Here is a 12,982-nt window from a genome sequence, read left to right as displayed (position 1 = left end):
CGCGATGACATCACCCGATAGATCCGTGCCCACCGGATCGTTCCAACTGCCCACGGAAGGCTCCAACGGCCTCGCGGGGCTCACTGACGGCCGGTCCGCCGCATTCAGTAATGATCCGAATACCGTTCAGAACTACACGCATCAGACATTCCAGGCGATGACGTCGGGTGCGGTCAACAGTCTCGCGCAGCGGTCCAGCGCCAGCCTCAACAACTACGTCGGCGGCGCGATCGACGAGATGCTCGCCGGATTGTGCCGGGCACTTGCGGGGATCGACGTGCTGGGCGTCGAGCCGTTCGCGTTCCTGGACGGATGGGCGAGCAACCTCGACGCCCAGGCGCAGCAGGCGGTGGCGGGCGTCGGCGCGATCTCGAAGGGTATTACCGGACCCATCACCGGAACCGCGTCGTCCAACCCCTCCGATGTGCTGCCCGCCATGACCGCTCTGCAGACGCGATTTCAGCAGATCCTGCTGCAGGGCAACGCGATTGTCTTCACCACCCCGCAGAACTACACACCGTCCAAAGGCATCCTGTCGATCGACATCATCCTCATCGGCGCCGGTGGCGGTGGCGCCGGTGGAATGTGGAATTTGGCGGGCGCGGGCCGAAGTGCGGGCGGCGGTGGCGGTGGCGGTGGCGAAGTGCACACCTCGATCCCGGCGTCATTGCTCCCCACCGACGGCAACGGCAATTTCCTGCCGATCGCCATCACCGTGGGTCCGGGCGGCGCCGCCGGAGCGCCCGGTGGGCAGTGGGGCTTCCCCGGTGCGGCAACATCTTTCGGACCCTGGCTGGCCGCGGGCGGCGGCCAGGGCGGTGGAGTGGCACAGGGCACCTCCGGGCCGGGTGGTGTGGCCGGAACCGGGATGATTCCCGGTGGGACCGGTGGACACGGCGGGCCCGCTGGTATCGGCGATGTCTACCCGAGCGCGGGCAACGGCGGCAATTCCATCTCGGCGTATGCGCTCTACGGAGGTGGTGGCGGAGGCGGTGGCGGCGCGGGCTTTACCGGTGGCCAGGGCGGAAACGGTGGCCAGGGCGGTATTTCGCCCGGAGGCGCGGCCGGGTCACCAGGCCAGACCGGGACCGCGCCATCGTCCATCGTCGCGACCGGCGGCGGCGGTGGCGGCGGTGCCCTGACCGGTTCCGACTCCGGGGGCAATGGCGCGTTTCCCGCCGGTGGCGGTGGCGGCGGCGGTGGTAATGCCACCGCCGCCGGCTACGCCGGAAACGGCGGTGCCGGAATCGCTTACGTTATCGAGCGGACCAGCTGATGTTCGTGACCAACCTGGTGGTGTTCACGACATCGGGCGTCTGGTCACCGCCGCCGAAGCTGTTCGCCATCGATCTGATTCTGCGCGGCGCCGGTGGTGGCGGCGGTGCCAACGGCGGTGGTGGTGGCGGACAAGCCGTCGTATCCGCCCGCCGCGTTCCCGCCGCAATGTTGACCGGACCTGTACAGGTGACGATCGGACAGCCGGGAACCGTCGGAAATGATGGTGGCGCAACCAGTTTCGGGGCACTGCTGACCGCTGTGGGCGGTCTGAGCGCAAACAACGGCGGTGCCGGCGGCGGTACCAGCTTTCAGCGCGGTGGGTCCGGCGGAACGAACGGTAACCCGGGCGAGTCGGTTTCCGGTGATGTCATCTCGCTGCTGACCGGGGGCGGCGGTGGAGCCGGGTCCGGCGCGGGCGGCGGCTCGTCCGGGTTGGTTCCCGCTGACACCGGCAATCCTGCCTTCTGGCAGGTCCTGCAGTCCGGTGGCGGCGGAAGCTCCGGTAAGCCTGGGGGATATCCCGCAGGCGGGGGCGGTTCCGGTGCGACGGGCGCCGCCGGTGTAGCCACGGTCATCCATTATCTGTTCTCGTAAAGAAGGCACAAACACATGAAAACAGCGACGCAGACATCTATTTCGCCGAGTGGCTTCGCCGGCCCTGCCCAGCACTACGCACTGTCGGAACCGCTGTGCGGCAACACCCACGTGATCGTCTGGACACAGGACGCGTTCGGTCAGCAGGCCGCCGAGGCGGTTATCGTCGCGGCCCGGATGGACGGGTCGGCGATCACGCTGACTCGGTTGCCCGGCTCGTTCGTGCATGCGGATCCCACTCCGGAAGCGGCCCTGGAATTGGCCGGCTATCAGGTGGTGCGGGGATGACCATCTTCGGCATCGATATCTCGAACAACAACGGTTCGGACATCGATCTGGCCGAGGTAGTCCGAGAAGGCTTTTCGTTCGTGTTCGCGAAGGTGTCCGAGGGAGTCGACTTCGTCGACGCGACCTGGCCCGGCTATCGCGATACTGCGCACGCGAACGGTCTTGTCGTCGCTGGCTACCACTATCTGCGCGGCGACTGCGATCCCGATGCCCAGGCGGAGCTGTTCGTCGACCGCCTCGGCGATGCTGCCGCGATGATCGACTTCGAGGCCAATTCCGGTGGTATGAACATATTTTGGGCGTTCGTGAACGCGGTGAACAAGCGCGGCAGGCGAATCGATCTCTCGTACATTCCACGCTGGTACTGGCTGCAGATCGGCAGCCCGGACCTGTCTCAGGTACCGGGGTTGATCCAGTCCAGCTATGTCGGCGGCACCGGGTGCGCCGCCGATCTGTATCCGGGTGACATCTCGCCGAACTGGAACGGTTTCGGCGGCAAGGCCGTCGATCTGCTGCAGTTCACCGACGCCGCTCTGGTCGCCGGACACACCGTCGACGCCAACGCATTTCGCGGCAGTGTCGACGATCTACGTCACCTGCTCGGGATGACGCCACCTACCACTCAGGGAGATCTCATGGCACTGAACGACTCTCAGCAAGCCGACCTGTATCAGAAGGTCCAGGACATTTGGGGGCAGCTGCTCGGTCCGGACGGCCAGGGATGGCCCCAGTTGGGCCTGAACCCGGAGGGTAAGAATTTGACTCTGGTCGACGCCGTCGCCAAGCTCGGCAGCGAAGTCCGTACCGAGCTACCGAAAGCGGCTTCGTGAGTGCCGGTGACGTGGTTGCCCGCAATGCGAAGACAGTGGTTTCCGCCATCGGCGGAGTGATCAATGGGCTCGCCGTGGCGGCGGTGCTGTTCCAGTACGCTCCCGCGGGAGTGGCCGGTTATGGGGCGGCAGTGCTTTCGGCCCTCGAAATCCTGCGCAGCGCCAATGTGTGGATCGTCAAGAACGAGTCCGCATTCGCCGCAGCTGCGGACGCGTGTAGCGAGCTCGTCTCGGATATCGAACATCCCCAGCTCGCGGGGGCCGGAGCCGCCTGATGCCACTCGTCGAGACCACGGTGCTCAGCGCCGCGACCTTCCTCGGCGGCACCGGTGCTTCCGCGTTCTTCGCCTGGCTGCGCACCCGAATTCGAGCGCCCGCGGAGAACCTGCGCAACGAGGTGGCAGTGGCCAAGGATGTCAACGACATCGCGCTGGCCACGCTCGCCCGGGTGTCGCAGGAACTGCGGGCCGTCACCCATCGCCTGGATGCGGTAGAGGTCGCACAGGAAGCATCGATCCGTGAATTAGACAGGGTCACAGTGCTTTTCCGGGAGGCGCTGGTGGTGTTGCGCGGCGTCATAGAGGCCGCGCGCGCCAGCCGCGTCCCCGAGCTGCACCTGTCACCGGAGTTGATGGCCGAGGTCCAACACATCAAGAAAGGTAAGGAGACATGACCGCACCCGCAGATCCCGGATTTCTGGGATATCAGCCGACGATCGAACCCCTCAAACTGACCACAGGTGCGAGCTTCGTACAGACCATTCAGCCCTCCGGCGGAGTCTTGTTCCCCACGGGCACCACCGTGAAGATCGTCTTCACCGCCTCCGGCGGCGCGGTGCTGGATACATGGTCCGCCACGGTCACCACGACCACGGCAACCTGGACCGTGCCGAACGTGACCGCCGACGCCATTCCGGCGAACACGCGCTACACCATGCTGGTCACCTATCCCTTCACACCGGCTGTCACATACGCCTGGTACGAGGGCGTTGTCCTCCGCACCTAGCGGACAGCGAACGACATTCTGTCGCAGCAACAGTCGCGCCATCGTGCGTCGACGAACATCCACCATCTCTGAAGGAGTTGTCATGACCATTGCCGTCAACGCCACCAAGACCGCCCTCTGCAACGCTTACGCCGGGATCGCCGGCAGCAATGTCGCCTACGTGTCGGTCCACTTCGCGGACCCCGGCTCCACCGGCCTCAACGAAGCCAGCGGCGGAACGCCTGCCTATGCGCGCCAGCCCACCACCTGGGGGGCAGTGACCAACGGCCAGGTCTCGGGCTCCCAGGTCGTGATCAACCTGCCTGCGAACACTTACGTCTACGCAGGTCTGTGGAAGTCGGCCACCGGTGGTTCGGCAGATTTCATCGACAAGGTCGCCATCTCCTCCACCACGATGGGCGGCCAGGGTCAGCTGCTGATCACCCCGACCTTCACCGTCAGCTGAACCCGGCACGTCCGGAATCCTTTCACCCGCAACAGAATCGGAGGGCGCCGTGACAGCACCAGGACAGGTGATCACTGCGACACCACCCGCAGCGCCGACAGCGCTACCTGCTGTCCCGGCGCCACCGACCACTACGGTCGCGCCACCGACGGCACCGATCAGGATCATCGACGGAACCCTGGTACCGGTCATCCCCCCCTACCTGACCTCGTACTTCGGTGGCACAGGAACTCTGACCGCGGCATTCACGGCTTCGGTGGCACAACCGGGAAGCGGTACGGGCTTCGGCGCATTGTCGGCTGCGGTACTCCTCTCGCAGCCCTGCACGGCGAATTTCGGTGGCACCGGCTCGAGCGCCATGGCTGTCGCTTCCGGCGCCGGTGCCCGTGTGGTTGTCTCGGCATCGTTCGCTACCGAGGGTCTGCTTCGTCTCGTGGATGCGGCTTTCGGTGGCTCGTGCAGCCTGTCGGCCGTGGTCGTACCGCATCTCACCGCATCCGCGTCCTTCTGGGGCGCAGGGGTGCCTTTCGGTATCACCCCCGTCCCTGTCGCTGCAGCCTTCGCCGGTGCTGGTGCCGAGAACGCCGTCACCGGGCAAATTCCGCAATGGACCGGAACCGGAGCGCTGAGTTGCCCTGCCGTCGTTGGGCTGCGACCCTCCGGCATGACGAAGAGCGGCACCGGGACTTCGACAGCTTCGTGGGTTCAGATGACGGGCTGGACGCCCGACACCGCCAATTACCCGGGGTCCGCGGTCAATTCGAATGCTCTTGTCAGCCAGGGCGCGAAGACAGCCGCGACGGTATCGAGCAGCGTCGCATTTTCTACGGGCACGCTCGGCAATTCGATAGCCATCCGCTTGAAAAAGAACGGCGTACTGATCGGCACCGCCGGAACCGCGAGCAGTTCGAGTCCGGCGACGGTCTCGGCAACCACGCAGATCAGCGTCAACGACCTGATCACCGTCGAGGTCACAGACACCAATCAGTTCGGAAGCTCCTACCCCGCCACTATCACGGCGGGTAGCAGTACCTACGTCCGAATAGCATGACGTCGGCGGGTATGCGATCCAGACCGGCTCGCATACCCGCTCAGGCAATGGGCGCCCGCTGTACCAGGCGGCAGTGCCACCAGGGGCGGCTCGGGTACTCGGGGGAATAGATGCGCAGATTCATTTCGTGTACCCGGCGGTCCAGGTGGTTGCGGATCAGGATGTGATCGTTCTCCGGGCCTGCGGGGGAGGGGCCGCTGTTCCACAGTTCGTCCCATTCCGCGGCCTTTTGGCACCTTCTGATGGTGTTCGCGCTCTGCCTGTCCGTTCCAGGGTTCGGCGCGAGCATGCGCAGATTGTGGACGACTCGGCGAGCCTCCTTGTGCCACTCCACCATTACGTCGTGGGCGGCGGGATTCAGGAGCATCCATTCCACGAAGCTCGCGCCGGCGCGCAGGCCGGGGAAGGTCTGTTCGTGGCTGGCATTGGTGGCGACGATGGTGAACGCGGGCAGGATATAGAAACTGGCCGGGCCGGGGAGGCTTTGGAGATCGGCTAGGTCGGCGGCGGTGGGCTCTGGGGTTCCGGCGCGGGAGCGGGGATCGTCCAGGAGGCCGGGAAAGCTGAGGCCGAGGATGTGTTTTCGGTAGAGCGAGGGCACATCCAACTCGTTCAGCAGCACCTGCATGGTGTTGACCGTCGTCGGGCGGGTGCCCAGTTCCACCTTCTCGATGAGGGAGGCCGAGATGTTGGCTCGTTTGGCGAGTTCGGTTCGGGTGAGGTGGGCGTCCAGACGGCGTTGGCGAATGTAGTCGCCGAATGGGTTGTTGGACAACGGCTCTCACCTTTCTCAGGGAAAATTGTATTGGGGTCTGTATCCGGGTATCCCACGGATTGTGTGGCCGGACTTTGTTGAACTCGCATCTCGTTATCACGGATAATAGAACATATGTTCGAACAATAGCTGAAATGGTGCCGCGACCTGCCGATGTGGGTGTGGCGCCGTTGCGCTAGGGGTGGAAGGCGGTCTTGTGGACTGGATGGATGAGTGTGTCGGCCGGCGGGTCGGGCAGGCGCTGGCCAAAGCGGGGGTGAGCAGGGCGGATCTTGCTCGTCGCCTCGAGATGTCCGATCGGTGGATCGCTGATCGGATGTCGGCGCCGGCCTCGTTCGAGCTCGGTGAATTGATCCTGCTCGCCGCGGCACTCGACCATGAAGTCCTCGACCTGCTCCCGGACGCGCGGTGTTCGCTGCGGCACGGCTGTGAGGTCTGTCGGACTGAACGCTGAACTCACGCAGCGCAATTCAAAGGCGGCACTCCCAAATGGGGAGTGCCGCCTTTATTGTTGTCCGATTTGTCGCATTTATTTCGATCATTTCGGCTGTTTCAGGTGAGGGAGGTGTCGCCCAGGGATTCGGCCAGGTGGCGAAGGAGGGCTTGTAGGTGCTTGCGGTCGGTGGGGGTCAGGGCGGCGAGTAGGCGTTGTTCGTTGGCTGTGTGGAGGGGGAGGAGGCGGTCGACTAGTTCGCGGCCTTCGGGGGTGAGGTTGACGCGGATGGCTCGGCGGTCGGTGGGGTCGGGGATGCGGGCTACCAGGCCCTTGGTGGTGAGGCGGTCTATGCGGTTGGTGATGGCGCCGGAGGTGAGCATGGCGGCCTTGTTCAATGCGCCTGCGGTGAGGCCGGTTTCGCCGGCGGAGCGGCGGAGGGTGGCCAGGACGTCGAATTCCCAGCGTTCGAGGTTGTGGGTGCGGAAGAAGGCGATCAGTTCGCGGTCCAGGACTTGGGCCAGGCGGGTGATGCGGGCGACGATCTCCATGGGGGAGACGTCCACGTCGGGGCGGACTTCTCGCCAGGCGGCGGTGATCTGGTCTACGGCGTCGGGCACGCGGGCTCCTGTCGGGAAATAATCTCAACATTAAGATACTTGACGTTGAGGTATCTGCATGGTTTTATCTTAACGTTGAGATTATCAATGAGGAGCTAATGATGAACATCAGCACCCGCTCCGGGGGATACGCCGGGACACTTGCTCTGACCGGGCTCGCGCCGCTGGTGTGGGGTTCCACCTACGCCGTCACCACCGAGTTCCTGCCGCCGGATCGGCCGATGTTCACGGCGCTCATGCGGACGCTGCCCGCGGGGCTGCTGTTGCTGGCCCTCACGCGGAAGGCGCCGCACGGCGAATGGGTCTGGAAGGCAGGCATTCTCGGCGCGCTGAACATGGGAGCGTTCATGCCGCTGCTGTTCCTCGCCGCGTATCGGCTGCCGGGTGGCGTGGCGGCGGTGCTCAGTTCCGCGTGGCCGCTGTTCGCGTTGCTGTTGGCGGCCATTGTGCTCAATGAGCGGTTGACGGTCCGGAAACTGCTTGCGGCAGTGATCGGTATCGGCGGGGTCGGGCTGGTGGTGCTGCGGGCGTCCGCCGCGCTCGACACGCTGGGGGTGATCGCCGGGCTCGGTGCCGCGGCCTCCATGTCGGCCGGTGTCATCATGACTAAACGCTGGGGTCGGCCGGAAGGCATTACGCCACTTGCTATGACGGGGTGGCAGCTCACCGCGGGCGGGCTGATGCTGGTGCCGATCGCACTCGGCATCGAGGGTGCGCCGCCGGCGCTGGACGGGCGGGCCATCGGGGGTTACCTCTACCTCGGGCTCATCGGCACCGCGCTGGCCTACGCCATCTGGTTCCGTGGCCTGGCACGCGCCAATGCCACCTCGGTCGCCTTCCTCGGACTGTTGAGCCCGCTGTCGGCCGCCATTATCGGCTGGGCCGCGCTGGGCCAGTCGCTGACGCCGCTGCAGGTGCTCGGCATGGCAATTGCCCTGGGCGGCACACTACTCGGGCAGCTCGCGACCGCGCCGCGTAAGACAGCGCCCGCGCCGGAGACAGCGGTGGCCGCGTCCACCGCGGTCTGACGCGCCCAACACCCGACGCCCCGACGCCCGTGCTCGGCCTGCGACTAATCCGCTGCCGAATTTGGTGGCAGCAGCGTTCGCCATTCCTCGAAGGAGACCAGAAGCCATGCGTATCACCGTTTTCGGAGCAACGGGCGACGTCGGCAGCCGGGTGATCACCGAAGCCCTGTGGCGCGGACATGACGTGCGAGCAATCTCGCGTGACCCGAGCCGGGTTCGCGGACTGCCCGACACCGTGGAGGTGCGCGCGGCCGATGCCTCGGATGCCGATCAAGTCGCGGCCGCGGTCGCGGGAAGCGATCTCGTGATCAGTGCGACGCGACCGGCGCCAGGCCAAGAGCATGAGCTCGCCCAGGTTGCTGCCGCACTATTGGAAGCATTGGCGGACAGTGAGATTCGGCTGCTGGTGGTCGGCGGCGCGGGCAGCTTCCTCGTTCCGGGCACCGGCGCGATACTCAGCGAGCAACCGGGCTTCCCCGCCGAGCTCCTGCCGATCGCCGATGCCTGCAATCAACAGCTGGCGGTGTTCCAGGAGTCCGAGCACGCGGTCGACTGGGCCTATCTCAGCCCGGCCACGCTGCTGGAGCCGGGCGTGCGCACCGGCGTTTTCCGGCTCGGCACCGACGAACTTCTCGCCGATCATGAAGGCAATTCCGCCATTTCGATGGAGGACCTCGCCATCGTGCTGCTCGACGAGGCGGAGCAACCCAAGCATCACCGGGCCCGTTTCACCGCTGCCTACTGACCGCTCGATTCGCCGCATCCGGCGGATCGAGACCCACGCCGAACGAAAAGTGGCGCGGGCTCCGAAAACTCCGGAGCCCGCGCCACTTTCAGGTCAAAGTGAGGTTCAGAACGGGTGGAACCCCGCACCCACGCCACCGTGCCGGTCGATATCCGCCAGCACCATCGTCATGGTCGTGGACAGCTCCGGCGCGTGGATCAGATCCCCGGCGCCGGTGCAGGCCGGCAACTGGATATCGATCGGCCCGGCGTCGAAATCCGTACCGGCGACGACCATTCCGACCAGGCGATCGCCCAGGATCACCGGCGCGCCGGAGTCACCGTGATTGGCGCACACCTGGCTGCGGAACCAATTGCGGTTGGTCTCCCACACCGGTCCACAGGTGTAACCGGTGGTGCGGCCGTTCTTGCACGCCATATCACCGATATTCGGCGGCGCCCCGATGCTGTTGATCACCGATTGCGCGACCTGCTTGGTCGGAGCGACCCGGCTGGCATCGAAATCGATGACGGACCAGTCGTTTCCGGCGCTCTTGTTGGCGATCACGCCGATGCCGCCGCTGTGCGTGTACTCGGCGGCAATGCGCGCGCCGACCTCGCCGCAGTGCCCGGCGGTAATGCCGACCAGCTTGCCGTCGCGGTCGTAGCCGATGGTGGTGAGCGTGCAATCGGCGAGAGTTGTCGGATCGTCGAGCTGTTCGACGTAGATGCCCGAGCCGCCACCGAGTGTCACCACGGGCGCCGCGTCTGCGGTTCCGGTGAGCAGGAAGGTGGAACTCAGGGCAGTCGCGACAACGGCCGCCCAGGACAGAACTCGGGCGCGGCCCGTAACGAACATGGTGTTCCCCATCCCCCGGAAAAGAATCGAGCGGCGCGCTGAAAGCCGGTTCCGCCAACGCGCGTGTGGATCGTGTCACGGGCTGTCGCACCGAAGCAAGTCGATTGACCAGTGACGGATTCGATGACCCATTCGCCGGTCCGGGCGACCAGCTGCGCGCGCGACGACCAGCGCATAATGAATAAGCCTTGACCTTGACGCTACGTCAACTTGCATGCTGAATTCATCGAGGTCGAACAAAGCGGGAAAGGACCGAACGTGGCAACCGAATGGTCGATCCAGGACCTGGCCAAAGCCGCCGGAACCACCAGCCGCACGCTGCGGCATTACGGTGAGCTCGGGCTGCTGGCGCCCACCCGGATCGGCGGCAACGGTTACCGCTATTACGACCAGAACTCGCTCGTACGGCTGCAGCGCATCCTTCTGCTGCGCGAACTCGGTCTGGGCCTCCCGGCCATCGCCGAAGTTCTTGCGGGACAAAAGGACACCGCCGCCGCCCTGCGCACACATCTGGAATTGCTGAAACACGAGCAGGACCGGATCGCGCGGCAGATCGCCTCGGTGCACACCACATTGCACAAGACGGAAGCGGGTGAATCACTCATGGCCGATGAGGTTTTCGACGGATTCGACAACAGTCAGTACAAAGACGAGGTCATCGAAAGATGGGGAAAGGACGCCTGGGACAGCGGCGACCGCTGGTGGCGCACCATGAGCGAGGCCGATAAGAAGGCCCACTTCCAGGCCCACCTCGATATCGCCGCCGACTACGGCCGAGCACACGCCGCCGGACTCGCGGTCGGCGCCGACGAGGTGCAGGCCATCGTCCAGCGCCACTACGACTGGGTGACGCTCGGCTGGCAGGGCACATGCCCGCCTGCGCAGTATTTCAAGAACCTCGGCGAAATGTACGTCGCCGACCCGCGCTTCGCGGCCAACTACGACAAGCACGGTGTCGGCACCACCGAGTTCGTTCGCGACGCCATGAACGCGTACGCCGACACCCGGCTGTAAATCAATGTCGATGTGTACACATCAAGGTGTACACTTCGACTATGACCGACACGATCAATGTCCGCCAGCTACGCGAAACCCTGTCGGCACGCTTGGATGCGGCCGAAGCGGGGGAGTACACGGTCATTACTCGCGACGGGCACCCGGCCGCGGCATTGGTGCCGATCGACGTATTCAAGACGATCGAGGACGCAGAGGACGAGCTGCTTGCCCGCAGGGCGGATGAGGCATGGGAGGCGGAAAAGGATCAGCCGCGCGTGGCGATGGCCGAACTGATCGCCGACATGTTCGGGGAGCGGGAAGCAGGGTGAAATACGGCTTCGAGTTCCTGCCCTCGGCGGCGCGGGCGCTGCGGGCGATTCCGCAGCCGCAAGCTCTGCGCATCCTCACCGAATTATCGAAGCTCGGTGACGACCCCTACTCCACCACCGCTGATGTGCGAAAACTTGTTGGGCGGGAAGGCTATCGACTCCGGGTGGGCGACTACCGGTTGATATATCGGATCGAGGACGGTCGCGTCGTGATCCTGGTAGTGCATGTGGGGCATCGGCGTGACATCTACGACCGGTGATCCGGGATGCCATCAGATGGTGGCCGGCTTCATCGATTGGCAACGCAGAACGGCCCGAGCTTCAAGCTCGGGCCGTTGGCGTGTGGGCTATCGAATCAGGCTGCGCCGCACATGGATTGCATGACGCCGCGGAGGATCGGCATGCCGTAGGTGGTCGGGGCGAAGGCGAGGGTCTGGGCCATGGTCAGGGGGGTGGTGATGGTGGAGGCCACGCCGGTGAAGCCGGCGATGATGTTGCCCGCGGTCATGAGGAGGCTGGCGGTGTCCAGGGTCAGGGTGATCATGTCGAAGGCGTTCTCCACCTTCACATCCGACAGCGGAACCGTGTCCAGGCCCTTGCCCTCGTAGATGTCGAAGCCCAGGTTGGCCAGGAACGTGAGCGGGCCGTAGTCCAACGCGTTCACCAGGGGGCCGAGCTGTTCGATACGGCGCATCAGCACCGAGTGCGCGACTCTGTTGTCATGCAGGAAGCCTTGCAGCGCATCGGCATTCGCATTGACGGCGGCCGGATCGACCGGGAGCCCGGCGGTGCGGGTGAGGAAGTTGCGGGTGCGCTCGACCAGGTCGGAGGTCTTGAGTTCGGCCAGCGGGGTGCAGGTGCCGTCGGCCTTGGTCAGCTGGTTCGCCAGATCCACGAGCGGCTGCGGCACCGCCACATGCTCGTCCGGCAGCGGCTCCAATTGCAGCTTCGCGTATGCGGTGGGGGCGGTGCAGGTGCGGGCCAGCTGCGCCTGGATGGAACGGGCCAGTGACTTCACGCCGTTGAACATCGCGCCGACGATCGGCTTGAGAATGAAACCGGCGGTCGGGATGAGGCTGAAGGCCAACTGCGTCGGGATCTTCACGATGCGGGTGCCGAGAATGAACACCTCGACCACATCGGACACGGTGATCGTGGACAGCGAGACGGTCTGGTCGATGCGGCCGGTGCGGATCGCATCCAGGTCGTTGACCAGGTAGGACACGATCGGGTCGTCGAGGAATTCGAGCCGGTCGCCCTGCCCTGTCGGATCGATCGGCAGTCCGCGCCGGTGCACGTGGACCTGCGCGATGGTCTGGCGGAAATCGTTGACCTGCTGATCGAACGCGGCCTGCTGACCTGCCGGAACAACCGTGCGAACGGCGGTCGCGGCATTGGTGACAATGTCGTCGAAGGTTGCCGCGCCGTTGCCACATAGGCCGGCCGGGTCGGCTACCTGGGTACTGGCGAGGGTGCTTTCGTCGGCGTGCGCAGGGGCTGCGGTGGGAATGAGGGCGACGGTGCTGAGCACCGCCGCGAGCGTGAGTGCGCCCACGAGGGGCGCGAAATGGGTTAACCGCATGGTGGGAGGTCGTCTTCCGGTCGGCGGGGAGGCACGGCCGCATAACTGCGCACGGCAGCGATCTGGACGTATGTTCAGCTCGTTGCGTTATGGAATACAGTTCTGATTACGGGTCTGTCCCCTGTTTGGTTAACGCTGAGCGAAAT

19 protein-coding genes are annotated in these 12,982 nt (G+C 65.2%); 14 read left to right on the top strand and 5 right to left on the bottom strand.

The window, feature by feature from the left end; translation table 11 throughout:
- Positions 1-4 precede the first annotated feature (4 nt).
- From OG716_RS30805 to OG716_RS30765, 9 genes are all read left to right on the top strand, one after another.
- Positions 5-1,276 (top strand): hypothetical protein, encoded by a 1,272-nt coding sequence (locus OG716_RS30805; RefSeq protein ID WP_405134004.1) that lies wholly within the window; start codon positions 5-7, stop codon positions 1,274-1,276.
- Positions 1,276-1,872 carry a hypothetical protein gene (locus tag OG716_RS30800; protein ID WP_405134003.1) on the top strand — a complete coding sequence of 199 codons (597 nt, stop codon included), beginning with the start codon at positions 1,276-1,278 and terminating at the stop codon, positions 1,870-1,872. The genes OG716_RS30805 and OG716_RS30800 overlap by 1 nt, the downstream gene beginning before the upstream one ends.
- Before the next feature lie 15 nt (positions 1,873-1,887).
- Positions 1,888-2,160 (top strand): hypothetical protein, encoded by a 273-nt coding sequence (locus tag OG716_RS30795; RefSeq protein WP_405134002.1) that lies wholly within the window; start codon positions 1,888-1,890, stop codon positions 2,158-2,160.
- The gene (locus OG716_RS30790; RefSeq protein ID WP_405134001.1) at positions 2,157-2,990 is read left to right on the top strand and encodes a glycoside hydrolase family 25 protein; all 834 of its coding nucleotides are present in this window, start codon (positions 2,157-2,159) and stop codon (positions 2,988-2,990) included. Before OG716_RS30795 ends, OG716_RS30790 begins: the two co-directional genes overlap by 4 nt.
- A complete protein-coding gene (locus OG716_RS30785; protein WP_405134000.1) occupies positions 2,987-3,265 on the top strand; it encodes a hypothetical protein in 279 nt (92 codons plus the stop codon). The genes OG716_RS30790 and OG716_RS30785 overlap by 4 nt, the downstream gene beginning before the upstream one ends.
- Complete coding sequence (locus tag OG716_RS30780; protein WP_405133999.1) at positions 3,265-3,663, top strand: hypothetical protein; 399 nt, start codon at positions 3,265-3,267, stop codon at positions 3,661-3,663. The genes OG716_RS30785 and OG716_RS30780 overlap by 1 nt, the downstream gene beginning before the upstream one ends.
- Complete coding sequence (locus tag OG716_RS30775; RefSeq protein WP_405133998.1) at positions 3,660-3,995, top strand: hypothetical protein; 336 nt, start codon at positions 3,660-3,662, stop codon at positions 3,993-3,995. Before OG716_RS30780 ends, OG716_RS30775 begins: the two co-directional genes overlap by 4 nt.
- 82 nt (positions 3,996-4,077) lie before the next feature.
- The gene (locus OG716_RS30770) at positions 4,078-4,440 is read left to right on the top strand and encodes a hypothetical protein (RefSeq protein WP_405133997.1); all 363 of its coding nucleotides are present in this window, start codon (positions 4,078-4,080) and stop codon (positions 4,438-4,440) included.
- Between the two features lie 433 nt (positions 4,441-4,873).
- Positions 4,874-5,491, top strand: a complete 618-nt coding sequence (locus OG716_RS30765) for a hypothetical protein (RefSeq protein ID WP_405133996.1) — start codon at positions 4,874-4,876, stop codon at positions 5,489-5,491.
- Between the two features lie 40 nt (positions 5,492-5,531).
- Here the strand turns inward: OG716_RS30765 and OG716_RS30760 are convergent, their stop codons facing one another.
- From OG716_RS30760 to OG716_RS30750, 3 genes are all read right to left on the bottom strand, one after another.
- Positions 5,532-6,266: a helix-turn-helix domain-containing protein gene (locus tag OG716_RS30760; RefSeq protein WP_405133995.1), complete on the bottom strand. Its 735-nt coding sequence runs from the start codon at positions 6,264-6,266 to the stop codon at positions 5,532-5,534.
- 175 nt (positions 6,267-6,441) lie between these two features.
- Positions 6,442-6,726 carry a hypothetical protein gene (locus OG716_RS30755; protein ID WP_405133994.1) on the bottom strand — a complete coding sequence of 95 codons (285 nt, stop codon included), beginning with the start codon at positions 6,724-6,726 and terminating at the stop codon, positions 6,442-6,444.
- Positions 6,727-6,818: 92 nt separating this feature from the next.
- Positions 6,819-7,319 carry a MarR family winged helix-turn-helix transcriptional regulator gene (locus OG716_RS30750; protein ID WP_405133993.1) on the bottom strand — a complete coding sequence of 167 codons (501 nt, stop codon included), beginning with the start codon at positions 7,317-7,319 and terminating at the stop codon, positions 6,819-6,821.
- Between the two features lie 101 nt (positions 7,320-7,420).
- On the opposite strand from OG716_RS30750, the gene OG716_RS30745 reads away from it, so the two are divergent.
- Together OG716_RS30745 and OG716_RS30740 are read left to right on the top strand one after the other, a co-directional pair.
- Positions 7,421-8,347, top strand: a complete 927-nt coding sequence (locus OG716_RS30745; RefSeq protein ID WP_405133992.1) for an EamA family transporter — start codon at positions 7,421-7,423, stop codon at positions 8,345-8,347.
- A gap of 106 nt (positions 8,348-8,453) precedes the next feature.
- Positions 8,454-9,092: an NAD(P)-dependent oxidoreductase gene (locus OG716_RS30740; RefSeq protein ID WP_405133991.1), complete on the top strand. Its 639-nt coding sequence runs from the start codon at positions 8,454-8,456 to the stop codon at positions 9,090-9,092.
- A 105-nt stretch (positions 9,093-9,197) separates the two neighbouring features.
- On the opposite strand, the gene OG716_RS30735 is transcribed toward OG716_RS30740, so the two are convergent.
- Positions 9,198-9,929 (bottom strand): S1 family peptidase, encoded by a 732-nt coding sequence (locus OG716_RS30735; protein ID WP_355125516.1) that lies wholly within the window; start codon positions 9,927-9,929, stop codon positions 9,198-9,200.
- A 258-nt stretch (positions 9,930-10,187) separates the two neighbouring features.
- Between OG716_RS30735 and OG716_RS30730 the strand changes: the two genes are divergently transcribed.
- Genes OG716_RS30730 through OG716_RS30720 form a run of 3 tightly spaced genes read left to right on the top strand, consistent with a single transcriptional unit; the run spans position 10,188 to position 11,514 of the window.
- On the top strand, positions 10,188-10,943 hold the full coding sequence (locus OG716_RS30730; protein WP_405133990.1) for a MerR family transcriptional regulator: 756 nt from the start codon (positions 10,188-10,190) through the stop codon (positions 10,941-10,943).
- 41 nt (positions 10,944-10,984) lie between these two features.
- Entirely contained in the window at positions 10,985-11,254 is a 270-nt protein-coding gene (locus OG716_RS30725) for a type II toxin-antitoxin system Phd/YefM family antitoxin (RefSeq protein WP_405133989.1), read from the top strand.
- On the top strand, positions 11,251-11,514 hold the full coding sequence (locus OG716_RS30720; protein WP_405133988.1) for a type II toxin-antitoxin system RelE/ParE family toxin: 264 nt from the start codon (positions 11,251-11,253) through the stop codon (positions 11,512-11,514). The genes OG716_RS30725 and OG716_RS30720 overlap by 4 nt, the downstream gene beginning before the upstream one ends.
- 95 nt (positions 11,515-11,609) lie before the next feature.
- Here the strand turns inward: OG716_RS30720 and OG716_RS30715 are convergent, their stop codons facing one another.
- A complete protein-coding gene (locus OG716_RS30715) occupies positions 11,610-12,836 on the bottom strand; it encodes a hypothetical protein (RefSeq protein WP_405133987.1) in 1,227 nt (408 codons plus the stop codon).
- Positions 12,837-12,982: the final 146 nt, after the last annotated feature.

The sequence above is a fragment of the Nocardia sp. NBC_01388 genome (assembly GCF_045040085.1).
Lineage (GTDB): Bacteria > Actinomycetota > Actinomycetes > Mycobacteriales > Mycobacteriaceae > Nocardia.
This window is presented reverse-complemented; position numbering and strand designations above follow the sequence as displayed.

Bases quoted from the DNA above. Each gene is read 5' to 3' on its own strand.
- OG716_RS30780 (WP_405133999.1), top strand. From the start codon at position 3,265: ATGCCACTCGTCGAGACCACGGTGCTCAGCGCCGCGACCTTCCTCGGC.
- OG716_RS30735 (WP_355125516.1), bottom strand. From the start codon at position 9,929: ATGTTCGTTACGGGCCGCGCCCGAGTTCTGTCCTGGGCGGCCGTTGTC.
- OG716_RS30740 (WP_405133991.1), top strand. From the start codon at position 8,454: ATGCGTATCACCGTTTTCGGAGCAACGGGCGACGTCGGCAGCCGGGTG.
- OG716_RS30805 (WP_405134004.1), top strand. From the start codon at position 5: ATGACATCACCCGATAGATCCGTGCCCACCGGATCGTTCCAACTGCCC.
- OG716_RS30800 (WP_405134003.1), top strand. From the start codon at position 1,276: ATGTTCGTGACCAACCTGGTGGTGTTCACGACATCGGGCGTCTGGTCA.
- OG716_RS30795 (WP_405134002.1), top strand. From the start codon at position 1,888: ATGAAAACAGCGACGCAGACATCTATTTCGCCGAGTGGCTTCGCCGGC.
- OG716_RS30715 (WP_405133987.1), bottom strand. From the start codon at position 12,836: ATGCGGTTAACCCATTTCGCGCCCCTCGTGGGCGCACTCACGCTCGCG.
- OG716_RS30725 (WP_405133989.1), top strand. From the start codon at position 10,985: ATGACCGACACGATCAATGTCCGCCAGCTACGCGAAACCCTGTCGGCA.
- OG716_RS30745 (WP_405133992.1), top strand. From the start codon at position 7,421: ATGAACATCAGCACCCGCTCCGGGGGATACGCCGGGACACTTGCTCTG.
- OG716_RS30770 (WP_405133997.1), top strand. From the start codon at position 4,078: ATGACCATTGCCGTCAACGCCACCAAGACCGCCCTCTGCAACGCTTAC.
- OG716_RS30790 (WP_405134001.1), top strand. From the start codon at position 2,157: ATGACCATCTTCGGCATCGATATCTCGAACAACAACGGTTCGGACATC.
- OG716_RS30775 (WP_405133998.1), top strand. From the start codon at position 3,660: ATGACCGCACCCGCAGATCCCGGATTTCTGGGATATCAGCCGACGATC.